General features: G+C 68.5%; 17 protein-coding genes and 2 riboswitches. Of the genes, 7 read left to right on the top strand and 10 right to left on the bottom strand.

Going from position 1 to position 17,511, the window contains the following annotated elements; genetic code table 11:
* Nucleotides 1-32: 32 nt before the first annotated feature.
* The gene (locus tag ACZYZ5_RS09310; protein WP_463901197.1) at nt 33-269 is read left to right on the top strand and encodes an RNA-binding S4 domain-containing protein; all 237 of its coding nucleotides are present in this window, start codon (nt 33-35) and stop codon (nt 267-269) included.
* 38 nt (nt 270-307) lie between these two features.
* Here ACZYZ5_RS09310 and ACZYZ5_RS09305 read toward each other — a convergent pair whose 3' ends face one another.
* Nucleotides 308-958, bottom strand: a complete 651-nt coding sequence (locus ACZYZ5_RS09305; RefSeq protein WP_463901196.1) for an alpha/beta hydrolase — start codon at nt 956-958, stop codon at nt 308-310.
* Between the two features lie 70 nt (nt 959-1,028).
* Between ACZYZ5_RS09305 and ACZYZ5_RS09300 the strand changes: the two genes are divergently transcribed.
* The 3 genes from ACZYZ5_RS09300 to ACZYZ5_RS09290 all read left to right on the top strand — a co-directional run bounded on the left by ACZYZ5_RS09300 (nt 1,029) and on the right by ACZYZ5_RS09290 (nt 3,711).
* Entirely contained in the window at nt 1,029-1,904 is an 876-nt protein-coding gene (locus tag ACZYZ5_RS09300; RefSeq protein WP_463901194.1) for an SGNH/GDSL hydrolase family protein, read from the top strand.
* A gap of 22 nt (nt 1,905-1,926) precedes the next feature.
* Nucleotides 1,927-3,033, top strand: a complete 1,107-nt coding sequence (locus ACZYZ5_RS09295; protein WP_463901192.1) for a winged helix DNA-binding domain-containing protein — start codon at nt 1,927-1,929, stop codon at nt 3,031-3,033.
* Between the two features lie 114 nt (nt 3,034-3,147).
* Nucleotides 3,148-3,711: a hypothetical protein gene (locus ACZYZ5_RS09290; protein ID WP_463901191.1), complete on the top strand. Its 564-nt coding sequence runs from the start codon at nt 3,148-3,150 to the stop codon at nt 3,709-3,711.
* A gap of 134 nt (nt 3,712-3,845) precedes the next feature.
* Here the strand turns inward: ACZYZ5_RS09290 and ACZYZ5_RS09285 are convergent, their stop codons facing one another.
* Both ACZYZ5_RS09285 and mmsB read right to left on the bottom strand, forming a co-directional pair.
* Complete coding sequence (locus ACZYZ5_RS09285; RefSeq protein WP_463901189.1) at nt 3,846-5,330, bottom strand: CoA-acylating methylmalonate-semialdehyde dehydrogenase; 1,485 nt, start codon at nt 5,328-5,330, stop codon at nt 3,846-3,848.
* A gap of 62 nt (nt 5,331-5,392) precedes the next feature.
* Nucleotides 5,393-6,295, bottom strand: a complete 903-nt coding sequence (mmsB, locus tag ACZYZ5_RS09280) for a 3-hydroxyisobutyrate dehydrogenase (protein ID WP_463901188.1) — start codon at nt 6,293-6,295, stop codon at nt 5,393-5,395.
* Between the two features lie 183 nt (nt 6,296-6,478).
* On the opposite strand from mmsB, the gene ACZYZ5_RS09275 reads away from it, so the two are divergent.
* Nucleotides 6,479-7,378: a LysR family transcriptional regulator gene (locus ACZYZ5_RS09275; RefSeq protein WP_463901475.1), complete on the top strand. Its 900-nt coding sequence runs from the start codon at nt 6,479-6,481 to the stop codon at nt 7,376-7,378.
* Nucleotides 7,379-7,503: 125 nt separating this feature from the next.
* Here ACZYZ5_RS09275 and ACZYZ5_RS09270 read toward each other — a convergent pair whose 3' ends face one another.
* The 4 genes from ACZYZ5_RS09270 to ACZYZ5_RS09255 form a co-directional block, all read right to left on the bottom strand.
* A complete protein-coding gene (locus ACZYZ5_RS09270; RefSeq protein WP_463901186.1) occupies nt 7,504-8,883 on the bottom strand; it encodes an MFS transporter in 1,380 nt (459 codons plus the stop codon).
* A 163-nt stretch (nt 8,884-9,046) separates the two neighbouring features.
* Nucleotides 9,047-9,586 carry a DinB family protein gene (locus ACZYZ5_RS09265; RefSeq protein ID WP_463901184.1) on the bottom strand — a complete coding sequence of 180 codons (540 nt, stop codon included), beginning with the start codon at nt 9,584-9,586 and terminating at the stop codon, nt 9,047-9,049.
* A gap of 101 nt (nt 9,587-9,687) precedes the next feature.
* Nucleotides 9,688-10,866 (bottom strand): homoserine O-acetyltransferase MetX, encoded by a 1,179-nt coding sequence (gene metX / locus ACZYZ5_RS09260; protein ID WP_463901182.1) that lies wholly within the window; start codon nt 10,864-10,866, stop codon nt 9,688-9,690.
* A gap of 11 nt (nt 10,867-10,877) precedes the next feature.
* A riboswitch (SAM riboswitch) is annotated at nt 10,878-10,993 on the bottom strand.
* A 134-nt stretch (nt 10,994-11,127) separates the two neighbouring features.
* Nucleotides 11,128-12,444, bottom strand: coding sequence for a bifunctional o-acetylhomoserine/o-acetylserine sulfhydrylase (locus tag ACZYZ5_RS09255; protein WP_463901181.1), 1,317 nt, complete (start codon nt 12,442-12,444; stop codon nt 11,128-11,130).
* 64 nt (nt 12,445-12,508) lie between these two features.
* A riboswitch (SAM riboswitch) is annotated at nt 12,509-12,624 on the bottom strand.
* A 204-nt stretch (nt 12,625-12,828) separates the two neighbouring features.
* On the opposite strand from ACZYZ5_RS09255, the gene ACZYZ5_RS09250 reads away from it, so the two are divergent.
* Nucleotides 12,829-13,467 (top strand): VOC family protein, encoded by a 639-nt coding sequence (locus tag ACZYZ5_RS09250; protein ID WP_463901179.1) that lies wholly within the window; start codon nt 12,829-12,831, stop codon nt 13,465-13,467.
* A gap of 114 nt (nt 13,468-13,581) precedes the next feature.
* Here ACZYZ5_RS09250 and ACZYZ5_RS09245 read toward each other — a convergent pair whose 3' ends face one another.
* Nucleotides 13,582-14,364 (bottom strand): CPBP family intramembrane glutamic endopeptidase, encoded by a 783-nt coding sequence (locus tag ACZYZ5_RS09245; RefSeq protein ID WP_463901177.1) that lies wholly within the window; start codon nt 14,362-14,364, stop codon nt 13,582-13,584.
* Nucleotides 14,365-14,428: 64 nt separating this feature from the next.
* On the opposite strand from ACZYZ5_RS09245, the gene ACZYZ5_RS09240 reads away from it, so the two are divergent.
* The gene (locus ACZYZ5_RS09240; protein WP_463901175.1) at nt 14,429-15,109 is read left to right on the top strand and encodes a histidine phosphatase family protein; all 681 of its coding nucleotides are present in this window, start codon (nt 14,429-14,431) and stop codon (nt 15,107-15,109) included.
* A 36-nt stretch (nt 15,110-15,145) separates the two neighbouring features.
* On the opposite strand, the gene ACZYZ5_RS09235 is transcribed toward ACZYZ5_RS09240, so the two are convergent.
* Nucleotides 15,146-16,363 (bottom strand): amidohydrolase family protein, encoded by a 1,218-nt coding sequence (locus ACZYZ5_RS09235; RefSeq protein WP_463901173.1) that lies wholly within the window; start codon nt 16,361-16,363, stop codon nt 15,146-15,148.
* 11 nt (nt 16,364-16,374) lie between these two features.
* The gene (locus tag ACZYZ5_RS09230; RefSeq protein ID WP_463901171.1) at nt 16,375-17,493 is read right to left on the bottom strand and encodes an NAD(P)/FAD-dependent oxidoreductase; all 1,119 of its coding nucleotides are present in this window, start codon (nt 17,491-17,493) and stop codon (nt 16,375-16,377) included.
* Nucleotides 17,494-17,511 lie beyond the last annotated feature (18 nt).

Here is a 17,511-nt window from a genome sequence, read left to right as displayed (position 1 = left end):
GCTGCCACTTTCTGTCAGGCATCATTGCTTGTATGAGCAACCCGGAAATTGAAGAGATCCCCATCCGCGACGACATGATCCGGCTCGGCCAGCTGCTGAAGCTGGCCAGCCTGGTCGAGGACGGAGTGGAGGCCGCGGAACTGATCAAGAGCGGACTCGTGAAGGTCAACGGCGAGATCGACGAGCGCCGCGGCCGCCAGCTCCACCACGGCGACACCGTCACGGTGAACAACCGGACCGTGCGGATCAGCACGCCCGCCGAGGCCTAGCGCCGTTGCCGGGCGGCCGGCCGCCCGGCGTCGTGCGGCTATTTGTTCAGCACCCCGTGGGTGAGGAACTCGGAGACGTGCCCCATTTCCTGCTGGTTGATGCCATGCCACATCCCGGTGTAGAGCACCTTGGTGAGCTTCACATGCTTGCGCACCCACCCCATGGTGAACTCGATCTTGTCCGGCGTGATCACCGGATCCTGCTGGTCGCGGCCCCAGAACATCGGCACCGTCCCGTCCAGTTCGGCGTCGTGGAAGCCAGGGTCGCTGCCGGCGTCCACGGCAAAACCGGACAGCCCGACGACGGCGGCGTAGTCCGCGGGCCGCCGCCGCAGCAAGGTGGTGGCCAGCGCCATGCCCATCGAAAAGCCCAGCAGCGTCACGGTCGAGTGGTCCGGCCGGACCGAGTCGAGCCAGTCCTCCACGTACGCGGCTGCGTCCTTGACCGCGTCGAGGGAGTACTCGATGGACGCGGTCAGCGGGAACCAGGTGAATCCCGCGCCGGACACCATCGGAGCGCGCACCGAGGCCACCGCGAATTCCTCCGGCAGCATGTCCGCCAGGCCCAGGAGATCCTCTTCGTTGGCACCGTAGCCGTGCAGCAGGAGCAGGAGCGGCTTTCCGGCACGCTCCTGCTCGGGCTTGGACCATAGGACAACGGGGGCGGGGAAGGCAGGTGCTTGAGTCATGGCTCCATTCTTACAGTTACCCGCAGGTAACAACCTACGGTGGCGTAGGTTTGCAGGAAGAGTGCACGATATGAAGGTGAGCGAAACCGAAGCCATGGAGAACTCTCCAGAGAACGCCGTGACCCACCCCTGGACCCGCTATGTGGCCATGGGAGACTCCTTCACGGAAGGCATCGGCGATCCCGAACCGGCGAGTCCGGGGGGCCACCGGGGCTGGGCGGACCGGGTGGCCGAGGAGCTGAGCCGCGGCCACGAGGGCTTTGCCTACGCCAACCTCGCCGTCCGGGGCCGGCTCCTGCAGCAGATCGCGGACCAGCAGCTGGCCCACTGCCTGTCTCTCCGCCCCGACCTCGTGACGCTGTCCGCCGGCGGGAACGACCTCATCCGCCCCGGCGGGGATCCGGATGCCCTCGCCGAGAAGCTGGATTCGGTGGTCCAGATACTCAGCCTGGCCGGCGCCACTGTGGTCCTGTTCAACGGCCCCGACACCGGCTCGTCCGTGCTGGGCCGGGTGCGCAGCAAAGTGGCCATCTATAACGAGAACCTCCGCACCATCGCGGCCCGCCACGACGCCATCATCGCGGACATGTGGTCCCTGCGGCAGCTGAACGATCCGCAAATGTGGGATGCGGACCGGCTGCACTTCTCGCCGCTGGGCCACCACACCATCGCGGCCATGGTCCTGGATTCCCTCAACGTCGAACACACCATGGAACCGCTCTCCCCCAAACCGCTGCCGCAGCGCAGCTGGCGGCAGGCGCGCTCCGGCGATCTGGTCTGGGCGCGTGAATACTTCGTGCCCTGGGTAGTCCGCCGGCTCCGGCACCGTTCCTCCGGTGACGGCGTCACGGCCAAGCGGCCGCTCCCGGGCCCGGTCTTCGGCCCCGGGATGCCGCTCGGTTCGGGCGAGGGGCCGCCCGGGGCCGAGGAACCGGCGCGCTCCTGACCGCCGTGCCCAGGCTGATGTGATGGATCCCGACGACGTCGTGCGGTTGCGGCTCCACCGCCAGAGGCTGCGCGAGCCGTTCGCGTCGACGGCGGAGGATGCACTGACGAACCTGCTGGCCGTGCAGTCCCAGGAGTTCGCCTACGCCCGCTGGACCCTGGCCCAGCGGAGCGCGGCAGCCACAGCCGCGGCGGTGGAGCAGGCCGTGTCCGAGGGCACCATCCTGCGCACGCACATTTTGCGGCCCACGTGGCACTTTGTGCACCGGGACGATCTGCGCTGGCTGCTGGCGCTCTCCGCACCACGGCTCCATCAGGGGAACTCGGGGATGTACCGCCGGACCGGGCTGGATGCCGCGGAGGGCGCGAAGAGCAACCGGGTGCTGGCCGGTGCCGTGGCCGGCGGCGCCCACAAGACCCGGGAGCAGCTCGCCGCGGAACTGCGGAGGGCCGGCCACGCTTCCGAGGGCCTCGGGCTGGCCTACCGGGTCATGTTCGCCGAGGCCAGCGGCGTGCTGGTCAGCGGCAGTCCGGTGCGGAGCGCGGGAGGGGCGCTGAAGCAGAGCTACGCGCTCTTCGACGAGCGGGTCCCCGCCGCCCCGGCGGGGCTGATGGACCGCCCGGCTGCCCTGGCCGAGCTGGTCCGGAGGTATTTCGCCAGCCGCGGCCCGGCGACGGAGAAGGACTGCGCGGACTGGTCGGGGCTGACCCTGGCGGATGTCCGGGCAGGGCTGCGGCTGGTGCGGGACGGCACTCCCGGGATGCTCGAAACCGTGCGGATCGACGGCGTGGAGTTCCATTTCGGGCCCGGGCCGGCCGTCGCCACGGCGGCCGGCCCGCCCCGGATCGACCTGATCCAGTGCTACGACGAATACGTGATGGGGTACTCCATGTCGCGGCACTATCTGGGTGGAGAAGCGCCGTTTGCCCCGGCGGCCGGCGAACCGGCCCACTTGGTCCTGCGGGACGGCCGGCTCGCCGGGGTATGGCGGCACCGGTTGGCCCGTGGCCGCTGCGAGCTGGATGTTCGGCTGCACTCCCGGGCGGATCCCGCGGCGGACCCCGGGATCAGCCGGGCGGTGGCGTCGTACGGCAGTTTCCTGGGGATGCCGGCCGTCCTCGTCGCCTGACGGAGCCGTGCCGCGCGGAGCCGGGCACGACGGACGAGGCGGGCGCGTTAAGCTGGGAGAACACTTCCTGAGAGGCCCGGTACCGTGAACAATCTGTTCTTATGGATCATCATCTTGTCATTCCTGATCCCGATCGCGATGCGCTATTACAAGAAGTCAGTGCGCGGCCGGAACCAGAACCAGGGCATGCCCGGCGGCCCGGACCAGTTCGGGCAGTTCCCCGGCGACGCTCCCGGCCCGTACCCGGGGCAACAGAACAAGCAGCCGCGTGACGGTTTCACCCAGCGGGACTACTACGGCGCCTTCGGCCAACTCGGCGCTCCCCGGCAGCCCGCGCCGCCGGCCAACCAGCAGTACCCCGGCCAGCCGTACCCGAACCAGCCCTACCCCGGACAGCAGGGCCACCAGCCCCCCGTCCCCTATGAGGACAGCCCGGGTTACCCCGGTAACCAGCCCCAGCCCTTCCCGCAGCCCAACACTCCCCAGTCCAACACTCCCCAGTCCAACACCTGGGAGTCCGGCAGCCAGCAGCCGTCGGGCCCCGCGGTGCCCCCGCCGCCGTCGGCCCCGCAGGGCTTCCGGGCGCGGAAGCTCGCGGAACTGGACCAGCGGTACAGCGAGGGCGAGCTGTCCATGGAGGACTACATGGCCCAGCGCACGGAGATCATGAAGGGCTAACCCCCCACACAGCAACGCGGGGTCACTCCGGCGCCCAAGATCCGGTACCGGACGGGCGCGGAGTGACCCCGCATTGTTTTGTTCAAGGCGCCACCCGGGCCGGGCGGACCGGCCCGGGTGGCTGACCGGCTGGTTTAGTCGACCTGCGGGAAGCCGAGGTCGATCACCGAGGTGGACGGGTCCGGCCAGCGGGTGGTGACGACCTTGCCGCGGGTGTAGAAGCGGATGCTCTCCGGGCCGTACATGTGGGTGTCGCCGAAGAGCGAGTTCTTCCAGCCGCCGAAGGAGAAGGTTCCCACCGGAACCGGGATCGGCACATTGACGCCCACCATGCCGGCCTCGACCTCGAACTCGAACTGCCGCGCGGCGCCGCCGTCGCGGGTGAAGATCGCCACGCCGTTGCCGAACTCGTTGTCGTTCACGAGCTTGACGGCGTCGGCGTAGGTCTCGACGCGGACCACGGACAGGACCGGGCCGAAGATCTCGTCGTCGTAGACCTTCATGCCGGGCTTGACGTGGTCAACGAGGCTGACGCCGATGAAGAAGCCGTTGGAGTCGAACTCCTGCTCCCGGCCGTCCACCACCACGGTGGCGCCTTCCTGGGCCGCGCCGGCGACGTAGGAGGCGACCTTGTCGCGGTGCTCGGCGGTGATGAGCGGGCCCATCTGCGACGCCGGGTCGGTCCCGGGGCCAATCTTCAGTGTGCCCATCCGGGTGGTGATGGCCCCGACCAGATCATCGGCGATGTTCCCGACGGCGACCAGGACGCTGACGGCCATGCAGCGCTCTCCGGCGGAGCCGTACGCGGCGGACACGGCGGCGTCGGCGGCCATGTTCAGGTCCGCGTCGGGCAGGACCACCATGTGGTTCTTGGCGCCGCCCAGGGCCTGCACCCGCTTGCCGTGGTCGGCGGCGCGCTTGTAGATGGACTGGGCAATCGGCGTCGAGCCGACGAAGCTGATGGCCTTGACGTCCGGGTGTTCCAGCAGCACGTCAACGGCCTCCTTGTCGCCGTGCACGACGTTCAGGACACCGGCGGGCAGGCCGGCCTCGGCGAAGACCTGCGCGATGAAGATGGCCGAGGACGGGTCCTTTTCGCTGGGCTTGAGCAGCACGGTGTTGCCGCAGGCCAGGGCGCTGCCGATCATCCACAGCGGCACCATGGCCGGGAAGTTGAACGGCGTGATGCAGGCGACCACACCGACCGGCTGGCGCACGGAGTGGACGTCGACGCCGCCGGCCACCTGCTCGGAGCGCTCGCCCTTGAGGGCGTGGGACAGCCCGGTGGCGAACTCGATGTTCTCCAGGCCGCGGGTGATCTCGCCCTCGGCGTCGGAGAGGACCTTGCCGTGTTCACTGGTCAGCAGGGCGGCGAGTTCGGGCCGGCGCTGCATCAGCAGTTCGCGGACCTTGAAGAAGATGTTGGTGCGCTTGCCCAGGCTGGTGGCGCGCCAGCCGGGCAGGGCGGCGCGGGCGGCCTGGATGGCCTCCTCGACGCGGGCGGCGGAGGCCAGGGCGACCTCTTTCTCCTGCTCGCCGGTGGCCGGGTTGAAGACGGGGCCGTAGCGCTCGGCGTCGGAAATCAGGGCGCCGTTGATGAAGTGCGGAATGCGTTCCATGGGGTGGGTCTCTCTCGTGTGGTGCAGGTTCGGGGTGTGCAGCCGGCTGCGGGGCAGGGTGGCTAGTTGGCCGTATCGAGGGTGCCGTCGACGAGCTTGACGATCGCCGAGCAGTCCATGCCGGCCTTGCCGGAGTCGATGAGGCGCTGGAAGAGCTGCTGGACGTGCTCGCCGATTTCCAGCGGGGTGCCGGTGTCCCGGGCCGCGCTGATGGCCAGTCCGATGTCCTTGTTGGCCAGCTCGGTGGTGAAGGTCGGGGCGAAGTCGTTGTTGGAGGCCGCGGTGGGGACCACTCCGGCGACCGGGTACCAGGTGCGCAGGGCCCAGCTGTCGCCGGAGGACACGGACGCGATATCCCAGAAGACCTGCTTGTCCAGGCCGAGCCGGTCCGCCAGCACGGCGCCTTCCGCGGTCGAAGCCAGGTTGATGAAGAGCATGAGGTTGTTGCAGATCTTCGCGGCCTGGCCGGTGGTGGCGCCGCCGGTGGGAATGATGTTCGCCGCCATGGGCTTGATGTATTCCGTGGCCTCGGCCACGGCACCTTCCTCGCCGCCGATCATGAAGGTCAGGGTGGCGGCCTTCGCGCCGCTCATCCCGCCGGAGACCGGGGCGTCGACGAAGCGGAAGCCGGCGGCAGCGGCGGCGTCGTGCAGGGCCTGGGCGGAGGCGATGTCGATCGTGGAGGAATCCACCAGTAGCGTGCGGGTGTCCGCGTGGGCCAGGACGCCGTCCTCGCCGAGGTAGACAGCGCGGGCGTGCTCGCCCTTGGGGAGCATCGAGAAGACGACGTCGGCGCCGCCGACCGCTTCGGCGATGCTGCCGGCGGGCTTGACGCCGCCGGCGACCGCGGCGGCAACGGCCTCGGCATTAAGGTCGAACCCGCGGACGTCGTGGCCGGCCTTGACGAGGTTCACCGACATGGACCCGCCCATGTTCCCCAGTCCGATCCAAGCGATTACTGCCATGGCATAAGCTCCTTTGCTTTGCGTCGTGCTGTGTGTCTTGCTTTGCGTCCTGCGCGTGATCCGGCCAATCGCCGGACGTTCCGTGTCAAGCATCACACCCTGTTACAGTGCAATCAAGGGAAAAAACTACAGATGGTATGTGCATGAATGCACATACCTGAATTCAGAGGAGTTCTTGTGGACTTGCGGCGGCTTCCGAGTCCGGACGACTTGCTCATCCTGCTGACCGTGGCACGGCTGGGCAGGTTCAATGCGGTGGCGGAGACCCTCGGTACCACGCACACGACCATCTCCCGCCGGATCCTGGCGCTGGACAAACAGCTGGGCGGACGCACCCTGGAGCGGAGCCCGCACGGCTGGGAACTGACAGACCTGGGCCAGGACGCCGTGGCGGCCGCCGAGTCCATCGAGGGCACGCTCGGTGCGCTCACGAACCGGATCGCGCACTCCGAGGACGTGCTCTCCGGACTGGTCCGGATCAGCACCCCGGACGGCTTCGGCGCCGAATTTGTCGCACCGGCGCTCGTCCGGCTGCAGCAGGGCCATCCGCAGCTCAACGTCGAGATGCTCAGCGCCACCCGCAAGGTCAGCCAGAACCGGTCGGGGGTGGATCTTGAGGTGGTGGTGGGCAATCTGGACGTCAGCAATGCGCAGACCATCTTCCTGTCCAACTACTTCCTCCGGCTGTACGCCAGCCCGCAGTACGCCCGCGACCACGGCCTGCCGGTGACGCTCGACGACGTCCGGCAGCACGGCTTTGTCTCCTACGTGGAGTCGGCGCTGCAGGTCGCCGAACTGGGCCACCGCTCCACCCAGCTTCCCGTGCCGCGCTCCAGCTTTCAGGCCACCAGCATCTTTGCCCAGCTTGAGGCTGTCCGGCGGGGCGCCGGGATCGGCCTGCTGCCCAACTTCCTGGCGGTCGGTGACCCCGATTTCCTGCCCGTGCTGCCGGACGACTTCCAGCGGCAGCTTCCGATCTGGGCGGTGGCACGCGCGGAATCGCTGCGCTCGGCCCCCGTGCAGGCCGTGCTCGCAGCGGTCCGGACCGAAATTTCCACCCGCCAGGCCGTCCTGGCAGGCTGAGCCGTCCTGGCAGGCTGAGCCGTCCTGGCAGGCTGAGCCTCTCCAACAGCATCAGCCCGGCCCCCGCGTTGCGGGGACCGGGCTGATGCTGGTTCTCATACTTTTTTTGCGGTTACTTCTTGCTGTTATTTCTTGCTGGCGGCCAGCAGGTCCGCAGTGCCCTGGGCATCGGCGGCATCAACGTCGTGCAGTGAGATGCCGCGGGTTTCCTTCAGGAAGAACACCGCCACCAGCGTGACCATGCACGCGCCGAGCAGGTAGACGGCCACCGGAGTGGAGGACTTGAACTGGCTCAGCAGGGCGACGGCGATGATCGGAGCCAGCGAACCGGCGACGATCGAGGTGACCTGGTAGCCGAGCGAAACACCGGAGTAGCGCATCCGGGTCGGGAACATCTCAGCCATGAGGGCCGGCTGGCCGGCGTACATCAGGGCGTGGAAGAGCAGGCCGATCGTGATCGCCGCGAGGATGATGAGGTCGTTCTTGGTGTCCATCATTGGGAAGGCGAAGAAGCCCCAGGTGCCGCCCAGGATGGCGCCGGCCATGTAGACCGGTTTACGGCCGAAGTGGTCGGACATGCGGCCGACCATCGGGATCACGGCGAAGTGGATTGCGTGCGCCACCAGCAGCAGCAGCAGGATCCGGGAGGTGTCCGTCTGAACGATCACCTTCAGGTAGGTAATGGAGAAGGTGACCACGAGGTAGTAGAGGATGTTCTCCGCGAACCGCAGGCCCATGGCGGTGAAGACGCCACGCGGGTAGCGGCGGAAGACTTCGGCGACGCCGTAGCCCTTGTTCTCAGCGGCGACTTCCTTCTGTGCCTCCAGGAAGATCGGGGCATCCGTGACCTTGGTCCGGATGTAGTAGCCGACCAGTACGATCACGGCGGAGAGCCAGAAGGCCACGCGCCAGCCCCAGCTGAGGAAGTCGGCGGAGGACAGCGTGGCGGACAGCGTGAACAGCACGCCCGTGGCGAGCAGGTTGCCCAGCGGGACCGCGGACTGCGGCCACGAGGCCCAGAAGCCGCGGGACTTGCTCGGGCTGTGCTCGGCCACGAGGAGGACGGCGCCGCCCCATTCACCGCCGACGGCGAAGCCCTGGACAAAGCGCAGGAATACCAGGAGGGCCGGTGCCCAGTAGCCGATCTGCTGGAAGGTCGGCAGGCAGCCCATCGCGAAGGTTGCAACGCCGACCAGGATGATACTCAGCTGGAGCAGCTGCTTGCGGCCGAACTTGTCGCCGAAGTGGCCAAAGACGATGCCGCCGATCGGGCGGGCGACGAAACCAACGGCGTACGTGACAAAAGCGGCAATAATGCCGTCCAGTTCCGAGCCGGAGTTCGGGAAGAACAACTTACCAAAGACAAGGGTCGCGGCCGAGGCGTAGAGGAAGAACTCATACCATTCGACAACGGTGCCGGCCATGGAGGCCGTTACTACCTTCTTCAGTCCGGACGACTTGACGTCTTCCTCTTCGGGGCGCCTGGCGGCGTTTTGTGTACTCATTTCGACTCCTTCGGTGTCTCCGTCGACACCCTATGGACCTCTGGACAATGGACGCGGCGTGATTTGTGACACGCGGCATCATTCTCAATGAGTATGGGCGCTCCCGCCCTGAGCCTCAACGGCCATTAGTGCAGAGCGTATCTGCAAAATTGCACAAATGGTCTCATTCTCCGGTGCTTCCGTCCACGGATTCGCGGAGGAGGTCGGCATGGCCGTTGTGCCGCGCGTACTCCTCGATCATGTGGCACAGGATCCAGCGGAGGTTAGGCGCCTGCCCGTCGGGCCAGGCACGCCTGGCCAGCGAGTCCAGCCCGCCGCCGGCCAGGGCTTGGGCAACGAGGGAGCGCGAGCGCCCGACGGCATCCTGCCAGCGTGCACGGAGCTCGGCGGCGGAGTCCCCGGCGGCTGAGTGAAACTCCCAGTCCGGGCGTGCCTTCCAGTCCACCGTGTTCCATGGCGGCTGCCGGTCCTGTCCGTGCAGGGAGTGGGAGAACCAGCTGTCCTCCACATAGGTCATATGCTTCAGCAGCCCGCCGAGGGTCACAGTGGAGGCGGCGGTTTTCTCGTTGAGGCCTTCGGCATCGAGGCCGGCGCACTTCCACTCGAGGGTTGCCCGTTGGTAGTCGAGGAAGCCCAGGAGCGTGGCAGCCTCGCCGGCAGCGACGGGAGGTTCCGGACGGCCCTGTTCATCGATGATGGTCATGCGCCGTGAGCCTACCGGCGGACTCGCCGCAGAGGAAGCCCGGGGCCGGACGCTCTTCTGCCGGACCGGCGTCGGTCCCGCAAAAGACCAGCCGAAGTGGACTAGCCGAAGAAGTACCGCCGGAGCTGGCTGGTGAGCTGGCCGATCTCGGTCAGGAAACCGTCGTGCCCGATCGGCGCCTCGATGGTGTGCACGGCGACGTCGCCCGGCAGGGCAGCGGCGAGCGCGTGGGACTGGGCCGGAAAGTACAGCCGGTCCGAGTCGACGGCCGCCAGCAGGAATTCCGCCGTGGCCGGAGCCAGGGCCTCGGCGAGGGCACCGCGGCCCCGGCTGATGTCATGGCTCATGAGCGCTTCGGTGATGGCGATATAGCTGTTCGCGTCGAAGCGGCGGACCAGTTTGTTGCCCTGGTGGTCGAGGTAGCTCTCCACCTGGTAGCGGCCGCGCCCGGCGAGGGATCCGGCTTCCAGCGGGGCCTCGGAGTCCTGGGCGTTCCGGCCGAAGCGTCCGTCCAGCTCCGCGGCCGAGCGGTAGGTGATGTGCGCAATCCGCCGGGCCAGGGCCAGGCCCGCTTCGGGTTCCGGACCTCCGTAGTAGTCCCCGCCGTTGAAGTTGGGGTCCTGCCGGATGGCGAGGGTCTGCGCTTGGGCGAAAGCGATCTGTTCGGCGGTGCTGGCGGCGCCGACCGAAATCACGCCGCAGCGCAGGACCCGGTCCGGGTAGCTGACGGCCCATTCCAGGGCGCGCGCCCCGCCCAGGGAACCGCCGAGCACGGCGTACCAGCTCCGGATGCCCAGGGCGTCCGCGAGCCTGGCTTCGGCCTCGGTCGTGTCCCGCAGCGTGACGAGCGGGAACCGGGAGCCCCAGGGCTTTCCATCGGGCGCCGGCGTCGAGGGACCCGTGGAGCCGTAGCAGCCGCCGAGGATGTTGATCGAGACGACGAAGTACTTGTCCGTATCCACCGGGGCACCGGGGCCGGCGAGCTGCTCCCACCAACCCGGCTCCTCGCTGGCGCCGCGGGTGACGTGGGTGTCCCCCGTCAGCGCGTGCTCGATCAGCACTGCATTGGAGCGGTCCGCGTTGAGGGTCCCCCAGGTCTCGTAGCCGAGGGTGACGTCCGGCAGCCGGGCCCCGGATTCGAGGTCGAGGTCGCCGATCCGGAGGTGCCGGACCGTTCCGTCCGGGACAGCGCCGGCTGGCGCCGTGTCTCCCGGGGCCGGGGCAGGCGGGTGGGAGGTCTTGCTTACAGGTACACCCTGGCGGGTGACGGCAATCGTCATTTGAGGACCTAACTTCGCGCTTGCCCGCCGTCAGCTGACCGGCAGGCCAGGTCTTCACCCGGGGCACCCCGCCGCGAAAGGAGGGTTGCCGGCCAGCAAGCCGGGGCTGTCGCTGGCACTCATGACCTCCACAGAGTCTACGAAATGCGGCGCCCCGGTGGCGAAGATTGTGACGAACTTATGACTCGCCGCGCGCTTTGCGGCGTCAGTCCGGCCCCGGCGCCCGGGCCACAGGGCCGGGACGCCGGGCGCCGGGGGGGCTCAGGCGCTCTTGGCCGCGCGGAATCCGGCGTCGAGATCGGCGAGGATGTCATCGATGTGCTCCAGGCCCACGGAGAGCCGGACCAGGCCGGGGTTCACCCCGGCGACGGTCTGCTGTTCAGCAGACAGCTGGCTGTGGGTGGTCGACGCCGGGTGGATGACCAGCGAGCGCACGTCCCCGATGTTGGCCACGTGCGAGTGCAGCTCGAGGGCATCGACGAAGCGCTTGCCCGCCTCCGCTCCCCCGGCGATGTTGAAGGCGACGACGGCGCCGGTCCCCTTCGGTCCGTACTTGCGGCCGCGCTCGTACCAGGGGCTGGACGGCAGCCCCGCGTAAGCGACCGATTCGACGTCGTCCCTGGCTTCGAGCCATTCCGCCACCTTGCTGGCGTTGGCGACGTGCCGCTCCACGCGCAGGCTCAGGGTCTCAAGGCCCTGGGCGATGAGGAAGGCGTTGAACGGCGAGACCGCCGAGCCGAGGTCGCGCAGCAGCTGGACCCGTGCCTTGAGGATGTAGGAAAGGTTGGCGCCGAGGGCGCCGTCCTTGCCCAGGTCCCGGGCGTAGACCAGGCCGTTGTAGGTGGGGTCGGGGGTGTTGAAGCCGGGGAAGCGCTCCGGGTCCTTGCCGAAATCGAAATTGCCGGAATCCACGATCACGCCCGCGATCGCGGTCCCGTGGCCGCCAAGGTACTTGGTGGCGGAATGCACCACAATGTCCGCCCCCCATTCGATCGGCCGGATGAGGTACGGCGTCGAAAGCGTGTTGTCCACGATCAGCGGGACCCCTGCCTCGTGTGCCACCTCGGAGATGCCCTCGATGTCCAGCACGTCCTGGCGCGGGTTGGAGACCACTTCCCCGAAGAACAGCTTGGTGTTGGGCTGCACGGCGTCGCGCCACTGGGCCAGGTTGTCCGGGTCCTCCACGAACGTCACGGAGATGCCGAACTTCTTCAGGGTGTGCGCCAGCAGGTTGTACGTGCCGCCGTAGAGGCTGGGGCTGGCAACCACATGGTCGCCGGCCTCGGCGACGTTCAGGATCGCGAAGGTCTCCGCCGCCTGCCCAGAGCTCAGCAGGAGGGCAGCGAGTCCGCCCTCCAGGCTGGCCACGCGCTGTTCCACGGCGTCCTGGGTGGGGTTGCCGATCCGGGTGTAGATGGGGGCGAGTTCGGCGAGGGCGAAGCGGTTGGCGGCGCTTTCGGCACTGGGGAAGACGAACGACGTCGTCTGGTAGATCGGCAGCGAGCGGGCGCCGGTGGCGCTGTCCGGCTCCTGGCCGGCGTGGATCTGGCGGGTTTCGAAGGACCAGGCACTGGACATCGGGACACTCCTTAAGGGACCGGGCACAGGCCGCCCCGGAGCCCCTCGGCCCGGGTCGGCACTGGCGCCGCGCTTGCCCTCCGGCGGGTGCCGGACGGCCAGGTCTTCACCCGGGGCACCCCACCGCGTGACGAGGGTTGCCGGCCAGCAAGCCGGGGCTGTGTGCTGGCACTCATGACCTGACCCCAGTCTAGGAATCGGTTCCGGGCTCTGGATAGCTTTGTGACGAACATGAAGTTGCGGACCCGGAGGGTCCGGGACGGCCCTTCCGTTCCCCGCGGTGATGCGGAACAGCGCCCGGCGGAGACCCCCAAAAGATGACATCCCACCACGGTTAGGAGAACCTAAGCTGAGAGGGGCATCACAAAGTGTCAAGATGAGGGCATGCGCATGGATCACGTCTCTTACGCCTGTGAACAAGATGGCCTCGCTGCCACCACCGAACGAATTGCGTCTGCCCTCGGCGTCGAAGCCGTGAAGGGCGGAGTACACCCCAGATTCGGGACCCGCAACATGATCATCCCGCTCGCGGGACACAAATATGTCGAGGTCGTGGAGGTCCTGAACCACCCCGCGTCCGACAAAGCCCCCTTTGGCCAGGCCGTCCGCGCCCGCTCCGAAGCAGGCGGCGGCTGGATGGGCTGGTGCGTCGAAGTTGACGACCTCGCCCCGTTCGAGGAGCGGCTCGGCCGCGACGCCGTCAACGGCAACCGCAAGTTCCCGGACGGCCGCGAACTGGTCTGGAAGCAGATCGGCATCCTCGGGCTCATCGCCGACCCCCAGGTCCCGTACATGCTCAAGTGGGAAGGCGATCCGGAGCTCCACCCGTCGAGGGCCTACGAGAGCAACGTCAAGATGTCCGCCCTCACGATCGCCGGTTCGGCAGAGCGTGTCACCGAATGGCTCGGCGTCCCGGTCGAGAAGCCGCTGGAAGACGTGGCCGTGAACTGGCTCGCCCCCCGCGGGACACCCGGCATCCTCTCCGTCACGTTCGAGACGGCCTCCGGAGCCGTCACCATCTAACGATTCACCGCCCAACACTTCGGCCGCCATCAGCGGGTGCCAATGACGTCACCCACCGATGGCGGCCGAAACTTTTTAAGCCCGCCCCCGGCCCGCTGTTCAGGGCAACGCGGGTCAGCCGAGGCCGATGGACTTGCCGAAGAGGCTGAAACCGACGAACGCGACGACGTCCAGCACGGCGTGCGCAATCACCAGCGGCATCAGGCGCCGGGTTTTGGTGTAGACCAGCGCGAAGATGACGCCCATGATGGCGTTGCCGATGAACGGCCCGAAGCCCTGGTAGAGGTGGTAGCTGCCGCGCAGCATGGCGCTGGTGAAGATTGCCAGCGGCAGGCTCCAGCCGAACTTGCCGAGCCGGTCCAGCAGGTAACCCACCACGATCACTTCCTCCACGATCCCGTGCCGGATCGCGGACAGAACCAGCACCGGCACGGTCCACCAGTAGGAATCCAGGGCGCTGGGGATGATCGCCGTCGTAATGCCCAGCGCCCGGCCCGCGGCGTAGAGGCCCAGGGACGGGATGCCGATCAGCGCCGCCAGGCCGAACCCCTGCAGCAGGTCCCTGCCGGGGCGGTCGAAATTGAGGCCGAGCTTCTGGAATGCCGTGACGCCGCGGCTGCCGCCTCCGGGGAGGCCGGACGTCCGGTGGTCGGTGAGGAAATAGAGCGCCAGGACCACCGGCACCAGGGCGAAGAAGATATCGAGCAGCTGGTAGGTGAGATCGAAGTATTCGCGGGTGCTCTGTGAACGGTTCAGCGTGGAGGTGCCCTCCGCCAGCGGCGCCCGGGTCATCTTGTCCAGCAACTGGACCACCGAGTACACGGCGGACTGCCCCAGGGACAGGCCCAGGACGATCCAGACTTCTAGCCGCAGGCGGCGGCGGGAGGGAACGAGCATGTTCCTATCTTGCCCGGTCTTGGCTTGCCCGGCCCTACCGGCATTGCCGCCTATGCTGGGGTTTATGAGTGCGCCCGGGAAAATCATCATGATCCGGCACGGCCAGTCTGCCGCCAACGCCGACACCTCGATCTACAACCGGGTGCCCGATTACCGGATTCCGCTGACCGAGCTCGGCGTGGAGCAGGCCCGGGCGGCCGGCGAGCAGGTCCGGCGGCTGCTGGACGGCCGCCCGGTGTGCGTGTATGTCTCCCCGTACCTGCGGGCCTACCAGACCCTGGAGGCGCTCAACCTCGGCCCGCTGGTGGAGCGGGTGATCGAGGAACCGCGACTGCGGGAGCAGGACTGGGCCAACTTCCAGATCGCCGGTGAGATCGAGGACCAGAAGGAACTCCGGAACGCCTACGGCCACTTCTTCTATCGCTTCCGGGAAGGCGAGTCCGGCTCGGATGTCTATGACCGGATCTCCTCCTTCATGGAGACCCTGTACCGGCACTGGTCCAAGCCGAGCTACGCCCCCAACGCGCTGTTTGTCACCCACGGGCTCACCATGCGGCTGTTCTGCATGCGCTGGTTCCACTGGTCCGTGGAGTACTTCGAGTCGCTCAACAACCCGGACAACGCCGAGGTCCGCACGCTGTACCGCACCGGGGAGGGCAAGTACGAGCTGGACAAGCCGTTCAGCCAGTGGGAGGCCCGGCGCGTCGATGAGACGGTGTTGGACGCCCCGCCGATGTTCTTCTAGCCGCCGGGCTCATTCCGGAACCCGGGCGGTTGTCACCTAGCGGGCGCGGACCCCCGCGCGCCAGACGGCGTGGGTCAGCGGCATGCCCGGCCGGTAGGCCAGGTGCGTGGCGGAGGGCGCGTTGAGCAGGTGCAGGTCCGCGCGGTGGCCGACGGCGATCGAGCCGACGGCGCGTTCGCCGTCGACGTCGGTCCCGGATTCCCGGCCGAGGGCCAGCGCCCCGCCGTACGTCGCGGCACGCACGGCCTCGTGGACGCTGAGGCCCATCTGGAGCACGGCGGTGGTGACGCAGAACGCCATCGAGCTCGTATAGGAGGTGCCCGGGTTGCAGTTGGACGCCAGGGCGAGCTGCACACCGGCGTCGAGCAGTTCCCGGGCCGGCGCCAGCGGCTGGCGGGTGGACAGATCGCAGGCCGGCAGGCACGTCGCCACCGTGCCGCGACGAGTTCCTGTGTCGCTATCACAGCCGTCCCAGCCGGACCAGCTGGCCGCGAGGGAGTCGACGTCGGCGGCGGACAGGTAGTTCACGTGATCCACGCTGGCCGCGCCGAATTCCACCGCGAGCCGCACCCCGGGACCTTCACCGAGCTGGTTGCCGTGCACCCGCAGGCCCAGCCCGGCGTCCTGGCAGGCCTGGAGCACGCGCCGGGACTGGTCCTCGTCGAAGGCGCCGCGCTCGCAGAAGACATCGGCCCAGCGCACGAACGGCCGCACGGCGGAGAGCATGGGGCCGCAGACCAGGTCCGTGTACTCCCCGGCGTCCATCCCGGCTGGCACCAGGTGCGCGCCGAGATAGGTGACCTCGTCCGCCACGGTGGAGGCGATCCGGGCGCTGCGGGCCTCGTTGTCGATGTCCAGGCCGTAGCCGGTCTTGGTTTCGAGGTAGGTGGTGCCCTGCGAGACGGCCTCGGCCACCCGGCCCAGCGCGAGCCGGGTGAGGTCGAAGTCGCCCGTGCTCCGGGTGGCGCCGGTGGTCACGGCGATCCCGCCGGCGCTGTAGCTCTCCCCCGCCATCCGGGCCTCGAACTCGGCGGTCCGGTCCCCGGCGAAGATCAGATGGGTGTGCGAATCGACCCAGCCCGGCAGCAGTGCACGGCTGCCGGCGTCGACGGACTCGTCGGCGGCCGGCGCGTCCGCGGCCTGCCCCAGCCAGGCGATCCGTTCGCCCTCGATCACCACGGCCGCGTTTTTCACGACCCGGTGGTCCGGGTCCTGGGTCATCAGCTCGGCGATGTTGGTGATCAGGGTGCTCATGAGTCCATTCTTCAGCGCCGAATGGACCAGCGCGTCGCCGCCAGCGCCTCCACTGTCCGGGATGCCGGACCCTGGGCCGGGGACGTATCCGCGGCCGCGCCCTGGCCGGCGAGGATCAGCCCGGCGGCGAGTTCGGCGACGCCGGAGCAGGTCTGGAAGCCGTAGCCGCCCTGGCCGGCGAGCCAGAAGAATCCGGGGGCCTCGGCGTCGAATCCCACCACCGGGACGCCGTCGGCCGCTTCCGTCCGCAGCCCGGTCCAAGCCTGGCGGACCCCGCGGATGCCCAGCGTGGTGAGGGTGTTGAGCCGGGTGATGAGCCTTTCGATGTCCCCCGGGTGCGGCCGGGCGTCCTCGGGCCCGCTCGGTTCGTGTTCCGAGGGCGAAATCAGGACCTGTTGACCGTCCCGCCGGAAGTAGAAGGAGTCGTCGGCGGCGGCCACCATGGGGCTGCCTTCCGGGAGGGGACGCTCGACGTCGACAATCGCCGCGGTGCGCCGGTACGGCTGCAGCTGGACCTTCTCGACGCCGCTGAGCACGGCGAGTTCGTCGGCCCAGGCGCCGGCGGCGTTGACCACCACGGCTGCCTGGAAGCCTTCCTGTCCGGCGCCGAGTTCCCAGCCGGAGCCGAGGCGCTGGGCCGAGTGGACGCGGGCGCCGGTAATGATGTCCACCCCGTTCTCTTCGGCATGCCGGCGGAGGTCCTCAAGCAGCAGGGGCGCGTTGCAGGCGAAGGAGCCGGTGTCCAGGCCGGCGGCGGAGAAGGAGTCCGGGACCAGGGCCGGGCAGAGTCCCAGGGCCTCGGCGTGGGAGATTGGCCGCATGTGGCCGCTGGCCTGCTCCCGGACGGTGGCCTCGTCGCCGATCAGCATGAAGCTGCGCGGTGAGAGCACGGGTTCGGGCCGGTTCGCGTCCCGGGCGGCGATCAGTTCGAGGGTGCGGAGGGTGAGCTCCTGCACCACGGGCGGGCCGTAGCTGGGAATCAGCTGCCGGGCGGAGCGCGAGGAGGCGTGATACGCCAGGGTCTGCTCGGCCTCCACCAGCGCGACGCTGCACTTTCCGGCCAGGGCTGAGGCGAGGGACAGGCCGGCGATACCGCCGCCGACAATCACGACATCGTAATTAGCTGACATGGGTCCATCCTTGCAGAC

Source organism: Pseudarthrobacter ribosi (assembly GCF_055412865.1).
Note: the sequence above shows the minus strand (reverse complement) of the source record. Positions and strands in the feature narration are given on the sequence as shown.

What these genes read in the sequence shown, in the direction of transcription:
- ACZYZ5_RS09310 (WP_463901197.1), top strand. Translation starts at nt 33, where the DNA reads ATGAGCAACCCGGAAATTGAAGAGATCCCCATCCGCGACGACATGATC.
- ACZYZ5_RS09305 (WP_463901196.1), bottom strand. Translation starts at nt 958, where the DNA reads ATGACTCAAGCACCTGCCTTCCCCGCCCCCGTTGTCCTATGGTCCAAG.
- ACZYZ5_RS09300 (WP_463901194.1), top strand. Translation starts at nt 1,029, where the DNA reads ATGAAGGTGAGCGAAACCGAAGCCATGGAGAACTCTCCAGAGAACGCC.
- ACZYZ5_RS09295 (WP_463901192.1), top strand. Translation starts at nt 1,927, where the DNA reads ATGGATCCCGACGACGTCGTGCGGTTGCGGCTCCACCGCCAGAGGCTG.
- ACZYZ5_RS09285 (WP_463901189.1), bottom strand. Translation starts at nt 5,330, where the DNA reads ATGGAACGCATTCCGCACTTCATCAACGGCGCCCTGATTTCCGACGCC.
- mmsB (WP_463901188.1), bottom strand. Translation starts at nt 6,295, where the DNA reads ATGGCAGTAATCGCTTGGATCGGACTGGGGAACATGGGCGGGTCCATG.
- ACZYZ5_RS09270 (WP_463901186.1), bottom strand. Translation starts at nt 8,883, where the DNA reads ATGAGTACACAAAACGCCGCCAGGCGCCCCGAAGAGGAAGACGTCAAG.
- ACZYZ5_RS09265 (WP_463901184.1), bottom strand. Translation starts at nt 9,586, where the DNA reads ATGACCATCATCGATGAACAGGGCCGTCCGGAACCTCCCGTCGCTGCC.
- metX (WP_463901182.1), bottom strand. Translation starts at nt 10,866, where the DNA reads ATGACGATTGCCGTCACCCGCCAGGGTGTACCTGTAAGCAAGACCTCC.
- ACZYZ5_RS09255 (WP_463901181.1), bottom strand. Translation starts at nt 12,444, where the DNA reads ATGTCCAGTGCCTGGTCCTTCGAAACCCGCCAGATCCACGCCGGCCAG.
- ACZYZ5_RS09250 (WP_463901179.1), top strand. Translation starts at nt 12,829, where the DNA reads ATGCGCATGGATCACGTCTCTTACGCCTGTGAACAAGATGGCCTCGCT.
- ACZYZ5_RS09245 (WP_463901177.1), bottom strand. Translation starts at nt 14,364, where the DNA reads ATGCTCGTTCCCTCCCGCCGCCGCCTGCGGCTAGAAGTCTGGATCGTC.
- ACZYZ5_RS09240 (WP_463901175.1), top strand. Translation starts at nt 14,429, where the DNA reads ATGAGTGCGCCCGGGAAAATCATCATGATCCGGCACGGCCAGTCTGCC.
- ACZYZ5_RS09235 (WP_463901173.1), bottom strand. Translation starts at nt 16,363, where the DNA reads ATGAGCACCCTGATCACCAACATCGCCGAGCTGATGACCCAGGACCCG.
- ACZYZ5_RS09230 (WP_463901171.1), bottom strand. Translation starts at nt 17,493, where the DNA reads ATGTCAGCTAATTACGATGTCGTGATTGTCGGCGGCGGTATCGCCGGC.